This is a genomic window from Reichenbachiella sp., from assembly GCF_965223055.1.
Taxonomy (GTDB): domain Bacteria; phylum Bacteroidota; class Bacteroidia; order Cytophagales; family Cyclobacteriaceae; genus Reichenbachiella.
The window spans coordinates 1-6,558 of record NZ_CBDCVM010000009.1 but is presented as its reverse complement, the minus strand read 5'-3'; the positions used below and the strand labels follow the sequence as shown (position 1 = coordinate 6,558).

Genomic DNA, 6,558 nt, shown 5'->3' with positions numbered 1-6,558 from the left:
CAACATAAATTGTACTATGCCTATCAAAATAATGGTGCCTATTTGGATTACCTCGGACAAAGCCAACAGCTAAAAGCTAATAGCCAATCGCTAAAGGCCAAAGGCCTCAGGGTAGTAGCCTCCCGCTCGCACCTCAATGATGAAACCCAGGCCTATCTTGATCAACTGAACCAGCCAGAAATTGTAAGTATGGGAAGTTCTCTCAAGTTGGTAGCTATTGCCGAAGGCAAAGCAGACCTGTACCCCAGATTCGCTCCTACAATGGAATGGGATACCGCGGCTGCCGATGCAGTGGTTCGCGAGGCAGGAGGTCAAGTCTTGATAAGAAACCTCAAAACACCTGTCCAATACAACAAAGTAGACCTCTTAAACCCACATTTTTTGGTGACTTGCAATTTAGAAGATTAATATTCCCTAACTTGCGGCGAAATTAAATTACAACATGCGGCGAATACTCTTAAGTATCTTGTTTTTAGCTCTTTGCCTAGGGCAATTCTCAAACCTTCATGGTCAAAATATTTCCGATTTGCAAAACCTGCAAAACTTAAATATTGATGATTTGACCCCTGAACAAATGGGTCATTTAGTGCAGCGCTTGGAGGCCAGTGGTATGAGCGAAGAACAACTCGTTCAGATGGCACAAATGCGTGGCATGTCAAAGTCCGACATTGCGAAACTGCGTGGAAAAATATTGGAAGCACAGGCCACCGAAACGGTTAATCCAGCCATGGCCGGGTCAAGAATGAGAATAAATCCAATTGATCAAGCGGTAGTAGATGAGCTGATGCTTCCGTTTGAGCAAATGGCACAAAAAGAAAAGGAAGATTCGTTAAAAATATTCGACGATGGGCTTGAAGTATTTGGCTTGAAATTTTTTCGAGAATCTGAATTGACCTTTGAACCCAACCTCAATGTTCCCACTCCTGCTAATTACACTTTAGCTCCTGGAGACGAACTCTATATAGATATTTGGGGTGCATCTGAACAAAATTATCAGGTTACGGTTTCTCCCGAGGGTTCCATAAGAGTCCCCAGCATAGGCCCCATATATGTGAATGGGCTCAAAATGGAAGAGGCCAAAAAGAAAATAATCGCAAGACTTAAAAAGATTTATAGCACCATAGGAAGAAGTTCTTATGCTGATGTATCATTAGGCCAAATCAGAACCATTGCAGTACACGTAATTGGTCAAGTCGACAAGCCGGGGACTTATACGTTAACTTCCTTCGGAACTGCGTTTAACGCATTATACAACGCAGGTGGCCCCACAATCAATGGTTCGTTAAGGCAAATAGAGATCTATAGAGACAACGAACTCATTTCAACACTAGATGCCTACAACTTCTTCATCAAAGGAAAAGGGGAAAACATTACATTAAAAGACCAAGATGTAATTATCGTTAAACCTTACATCAATAGGGTTAGATTTCAAGGAGAAATAAAGAGACCTGCGGCCTACGAGCTGGCAGAAAACGAAACATTTGAAGATCTACTCTTTTTTGCTGGGGGCTTTTCAAAAAATGCTTACAATGGGACGGTCAATGTGATTCGCATCGATGGTAATTTTAGAACGATCAAATCTATTTCACCTGAACAAAGAGATTCTTTCATAATGAAAAATGGAGATGAAATATATGTCGCCGCCATTTCGGAGGAATTTTTAAGTCGAGTTTCAATAGAAGGTCCTGTGCTTAACTCTGGAGAATACGAATTGACGGAAGGGTTGACTTTGAGTCAATTGATTAGAAAAGCTGATGGACTACGAGGTGATGCCTTTATGGAACGAGGAATAATCATAAGAAGAAATAAAGATTTTTCACTTTCCAACTTGTCTTTCGATCCAAAGAAAATTTTAAATGGCGAATCGGATATTCCATTACAAAACAATGACATCGTAAACATCCAATCCATCTATGACCTGAGAGAGTCTTATCAATTGACTATAGAAGGAGAAGTGCTTAAGCCAGGTACAATTAACTATGTGGATGATATGACAGTAGAGGACCTTATCTATTTGTCTGGTGGTTTTAAAGAATCTGCAGCTAGGTCCTTTGTGGAAGTAGCTAGACGAGTACATCCAGATAGCACCAAAGACATCAATCAAAGTGCTAAAATTTACAATTTTCCGATCAGTAAGAATTTAAGTCTTTCAAGCGAGGCTTCAAGATTCAAGCTTGCACCCTACGACTTAGTGGTTGTTCGAAAAAGTCCATTTTTCCAAGACCAAGAGATTGTAGAAGTGGAAGGAGAAGCCAAATTTCCTGGAAAGTATTCTCTCAAAACTAAAGATGAAAGAATTTCTTCCTTACTCAAAAGAGCAGGTGGCATATCTCGATATGCTTATGCGAAGGGAGCTACTCTGATTCGGAGAACAGAATATTATAAAACGCCGGGTCAAACTGGAGCTGTAGATGCGAACGGAAATCCAATTGTAGATGTTAAAATTGATGATGATGCAGCCGAAATCCGGAGACAGGATCTTACGTATAGATTTAGAAAAGAGGGGTTTTCTCTGAATGATAGTATTGAAATTTTTCGTCAACAAGAATCTATTGGAATTAACTTGGAGAAAATACTTGAGCAGCCAGGATCGAAATATGACCTGATTTTAAGAAAGGGTGATATTTTGAGTATTCCTAGAGAGTTTCAAACGGTTCGCGTTCGTGGAGAGGTGCTTTATCCCAGTAACATTCAGCACAACAAAGGCTCAAAATTCAAGCACTATATTTCAAGTGCAGGTGGATTCGACCAAAGAGCAAAAAAATCTAAATCGTACGCTATTTATGCCAATGGATCTGCGGCACAAACTAGAAGCTTTTTGTGGATAAGGAACTATCCAAAAGTCGAACCCGGAATGGAAATCGTGGTGCCTAAGAAGCCAGACAGACAACAAATGAGCGCGCAAGCTTGGGTTGGTATAGCTTCGGGATTAGCTACTATTGCATTAGTCATTAGTCAAATTGCAAGAAATTAGTATAGTTGATTATTCAATAAGAGATATTAGAATTTATAATGTCGCATCAACAAATGTGTAGTAAGAAAAAATCCGAATAGAAAAAAAGATATGAAAAAAATTGGTGTAATAGGACTTGGGTATGTAGGATTGCCCTTGGCCGTAGAATTTGGAAAAAAAAGGCAGACCATAGGATTTGATATCAACGTCGAAAGAATTTCAGAATTAAAAACCGGAATAGATCGAACTTTAGAAGTGAGTTCCTCTGAGTTGAGAGAGGCTGATCAACTGATATTTTCTTCAGACATCAATGATTTGAAAAGTGTGAATATTTTTATAATCACGGTTCCGACCCCTATCAATAAATACAAGCAACCTGTATTAAAACCTTTGGTTAAGGCATCCGAAACAGTAGGCGAAGTCTTGAAAAAGGGAGACATAGTAATTTATGAGTCAACAGTATATCCAGGTTGCACAGAAGAGGATTGTGTCCCAGTACTGGAAAAAGTAAGCGGGCTAAAATTTAATACAGATTTTTATTGTGGCTATTCACCAGAACGGATTAACCCGGGAGATAAAGAACATCGACTATCTACCATAATGAAAGTCACCTCAGGAAGCTCTGAAGAAGTTGCAACAGAAGTTGATAACTTATATAAGGAAATTATTACTGCGGGAACCCACAGGGCCTCTTCGATAAAAGTGGCAGAAGCAGCCAAGGTCATAGAAAATTCGCAACGTGACTTGAACATTGCGTTTGTCAATGAACTATCCATAATTTTCCATAAAATGGGAATTGATACAACGGAGGTACTTGAAGCAGCAGGCACCAAATGGAATTTCTTAAAATTTAAGCCTGGGCTTGTTGGTGGTCATTGCATAGGAGTTGACCCCTATTATTTGACTTCAAAAGCTGAGTCACTGGGCTATCATCCTCAAGTTATAACAGCCGGCAGAAGAATAAATGATGGTGTAGGGTCATACGTGGCAAGCGAGGTCATAAAATTAATGATTGATAAAGGGCAGGCCATAAAAGGCGCTTCAGTGTTGGTTTTAGGAGTCACATTCAAAGAAAATTGCCCAGATATTCGAAATTCAAAAGTAATTGACGTGATTGAAGAATTGTCCTCATTTGGGGCCAATGTTGATGTATATGACCCCCAAGCTGATTTTGAGGAAGTTCATCAAGAATATGGAATTAAGATGATAAGCGAAATACAAACAAAGTATTGTGCCATAGTATTGACTGTTTCACATAATGAGTTTCTGGATTTGGATATTGAAAATATGATTATGAACAATGCAGTTGTCTACGATATAAAAGGGTTTTTAAATCCCGCTTTAGTTGATAAAAGACTCTAGATCAATGTCTCAATATACAATATTAGTTACCGGTGGTGCTGGATTTATAGGATCAAACCTAGTTGGAGAATTACTCAAACTAGGCCATAGCGTTAGAGTATTGGACAACTTAATGACCGGCTCAAAGGATAATTTAAAAGAAAGTTTTAAAGAAAGTAAGCTTCACTTTATTGAAGGAGATATTCGAGATTTTGATACTTGCCTCTCTGCTTGCAACGGAGTTGATTATGTCTTTCATCAGGCAGCTTTGGGATCAGTGCCTAGGTCAATTAAAGACCCACTTACCTCTAATGAGGTGAATGTTGCAGGAACTCTGAACGTATTTTATGCATCGGTTCAAGCAAAAGTAAAAAGTGTGATTTATGCGGCTTCTTCTTCAACCTACGGGGATAGTCAAAGTTTACCAAAGGTAGAGCAAGTAATTGGCAACCCCCTTTCCCCTTATGCCATTACTAAATATGTCAATGAACTTTACGCTGACGTATTTTCGAAAATATACGACATTAAGTTTGTTGGCCTGCGATATTTTAATGTTTTCGGGCCTAAGCAAAATGCTGCCGGTGCCTATGCTGCTGTTATACCTAATTTTATCCAAGCCATACTAAAAGAAGAAGCTCCCGTTATTAATGGGGATGGCTCCATAAGTCGTGACTTTACTTATATTGACAACGTAGTTCAAGCTAATTTGAAAGCAATGGAATCAGGAAATGAAATTAAGAATGAAGTATTCAACATTGCTCTTGGCAGTAGTACAACATTGTCCGAATTATATGAATTACTAAAAAAGATCTCAGGGTCGGATTTACTAGCACAGTATGGGTCAGAGCGAATGGGAGATGTTCAGCATAGCTTGGCAGACATTTCCAAAGCCAAAAAATTATTAGGCTATCAACCAAGTGTTAGTGTTGAGGAAGGACTGACCAAAACCTTCAATTGGTTTAAACAGGAAATATGATGAACGAGATTCAAATGGTTGACCTAAGGAGTCAATACCAAGACCTTAAATCTGATGTTGATCAAGCCATACAAAATGTCATTGATGAGGGAAAATTCATAAATGGGCCAGCAGTCCAACGGTTTGCCTCAGATTTGCAAGACTGGAATAGAAGTAAATTTGTTATTCCATGCGCCAATGGAACAGATGGTCTACAACTAGCAATGATGGCACTTGGACTCAAAGCTGGAGATGAAGTAATCGTCCCGGCATTTACCTACATTGCCACTGTTGAAGTGATAGTACTGCTTGGCTTGACACCTATTTTTGTCGATGTAGATTATCAATCCTTTAATCTTGACCCACAAAAGGTTAAAGATGTCATTACTGAAAATACTAAGTTAATTGTACCAGTTCATTTGTATGGTCAATGTGCCAATATGGATGAAATTAACAATATTGCTAAAGCCAACGACTTGTTTGTCATTGAAGACCTAGCCCAATCTCTTGGAGCACAATACAAAGGGGTCAAATGTGGTAACATCGGAGACATTGGAGTGACGTCCTTCTTTCCTTCCAAAAATCTTGGGTGTTTTGGCGATGGAGGGGCGGTTATAACCAATAATCCGGAATTAGCCAATCGAATAAAAATGATAGGAAATCATGGGCAGAAACAAAAATATTATCATGAAATCATTGGAGTAAATTCGAGATTGGATTCCCTACAAGCAGCTATATTAATTGAAAAATTGAAAAAGTTGAATGAGTTCGAAAACCGGAGAAGACAGGCCGCAGACTACTATGATCAAAATTTAAAGGACCTCAGCTTTATCGATATCCCCTTCAGAGAGTTAGACTCTACTCATGTATTTCATCAATATACATTAAAGGTAAGAGACGGGCGGAGAGATGCATTGTCAGATCATTTGAAAAACCATAGAATTCCAAACATGATTTATTATCCGTTGCCAGTTCCAGAACAAAGTGCATACAGTCGTTTCAACAAGAGAAAATATTCAACATCAAAAAAATTGTGTGAAGAGGTAATTTCTTTGCCAATGCATACACATTTGTCTGATGAACAACTGTCCTTTATTTGTAAAACCATAAAAAAATTTGGATAATGGAAAAGGGATATTTTGTACATGAAACGGCAGTTGTTGATCAACCCTGCGAAATCGGGAAGGGGTCAAAAATTTGGCACTTTTCGCATCTTATGAAAAACTCCAAACTTGGAGAAAATTGTAGCATTGGACAAAATGTAGTTGTATCACCAGGAGTTGTTTTGGGTAAAAATGTGAAAGTTCAA

At 38.7% G+C, this 6,558-nt stretch carries 5 protein-coding genes and 1 pseudogene; all 6 read left to right on the top strand.

Annotation, left to right across the window (positions count from 1 at the left end; all coding sequences use genetic code 11):
• Positions 1 to 408: 3'(2'),5'-bisphosphate nucleotidase CysQ family protein (locus ACOQO5_RS07775; RefSeq protein ID WP_420581126.1), on the top strand; the 408-nt coding region annotated here is incomplete at its 5' end.
• Between the two features lie 118 nt (positions 409 to 526).
• Positions 527 to 2,974, top strand: a complete 2,448-nt coding sequence (locus ACOQO5_RS07770) for an SLBB domain-containing protein (RefSeq protein ID WP_420581125.1) — start codon at positions 527 to 529, stop codon at positions 2,972 to 2,974.
• Between the two features lie 90 nt (positions 2,975 to 3,064).
• On the top strand, positions 3,065 to 4,315 hold the full coding sequence (gene tviB / locus ACOQO5_RS07765) for a Vi polysaccharide biosynthesis UDP-N-acetylglucosamine C-6 dehydrogenase TviB (protein WP_420581124.1): 1,251 nt from the start codon (positions 3,065 to 3,067) through the stop codon (positions 4,313 to 4,315).
• 4 nt (positions 4,316 to 4,319) lie between these two features.
• Positions 4,320 to 5,270 (top strand): SDR family oxidoreductase, encoded by a 951-nt coding sequence (locus ACOQO5_RS07760; RefSeq protein WP_420581123.1) that lies wholly within the window; start codon positions 4,320 to 4,322, stop codon positions 5,268 to 5,270.
• On the top strand, positions 5,267 to 6,373 hold the full coding sequence (locus ACOQO5_RS07755; protein ID WP_420581122.1) for a DegT/DnrJ/EryC1/StrS family aminotransferase: 1,107 nt from the start codon (positions 5,267 to 5,269) through the stop codon (positions 6,371 to 6,373). The genes ACOQO5_RS07760 and ACOQO5_RS07755 overlap by 4 nt, the downstream gene beginning before the upstream one ends.
• Positions 6,373 to 6,558: pseudogene (locus ACOQO5_RS07750) on the top strand (N-acetyltransferase); the annotation flags it as partial. The gene ACOQO5_RS07755 and the pseudogene ACOQO5_RS07750, both read left to right, overlap by 1 nt.

Bases quoted from the DNA above. Each gene is read 5' to 3' on its own strand.
- tviB (WP_420581124.1), top strand. From the start codon at position 3,065: ATGAAAAAAATTGGTGTAATAGGACTTGGGTATGTAGGATTGCCCTTG.
- ACOQO5_RS07760 (WP_420581123.1), top strand. From the start codon at position 4,320: ATGTCTCAATATACAATATTAGTTACCGGTGGTGCTGGATTTATAGGA.
- ACOQO5_RS07755 (WP_420581122.1), top strand. From the start codon at position 5,267: ATGATGAACGAGATTCAAATGGTTGACCTAAGGAGTCAATACCAAGAC.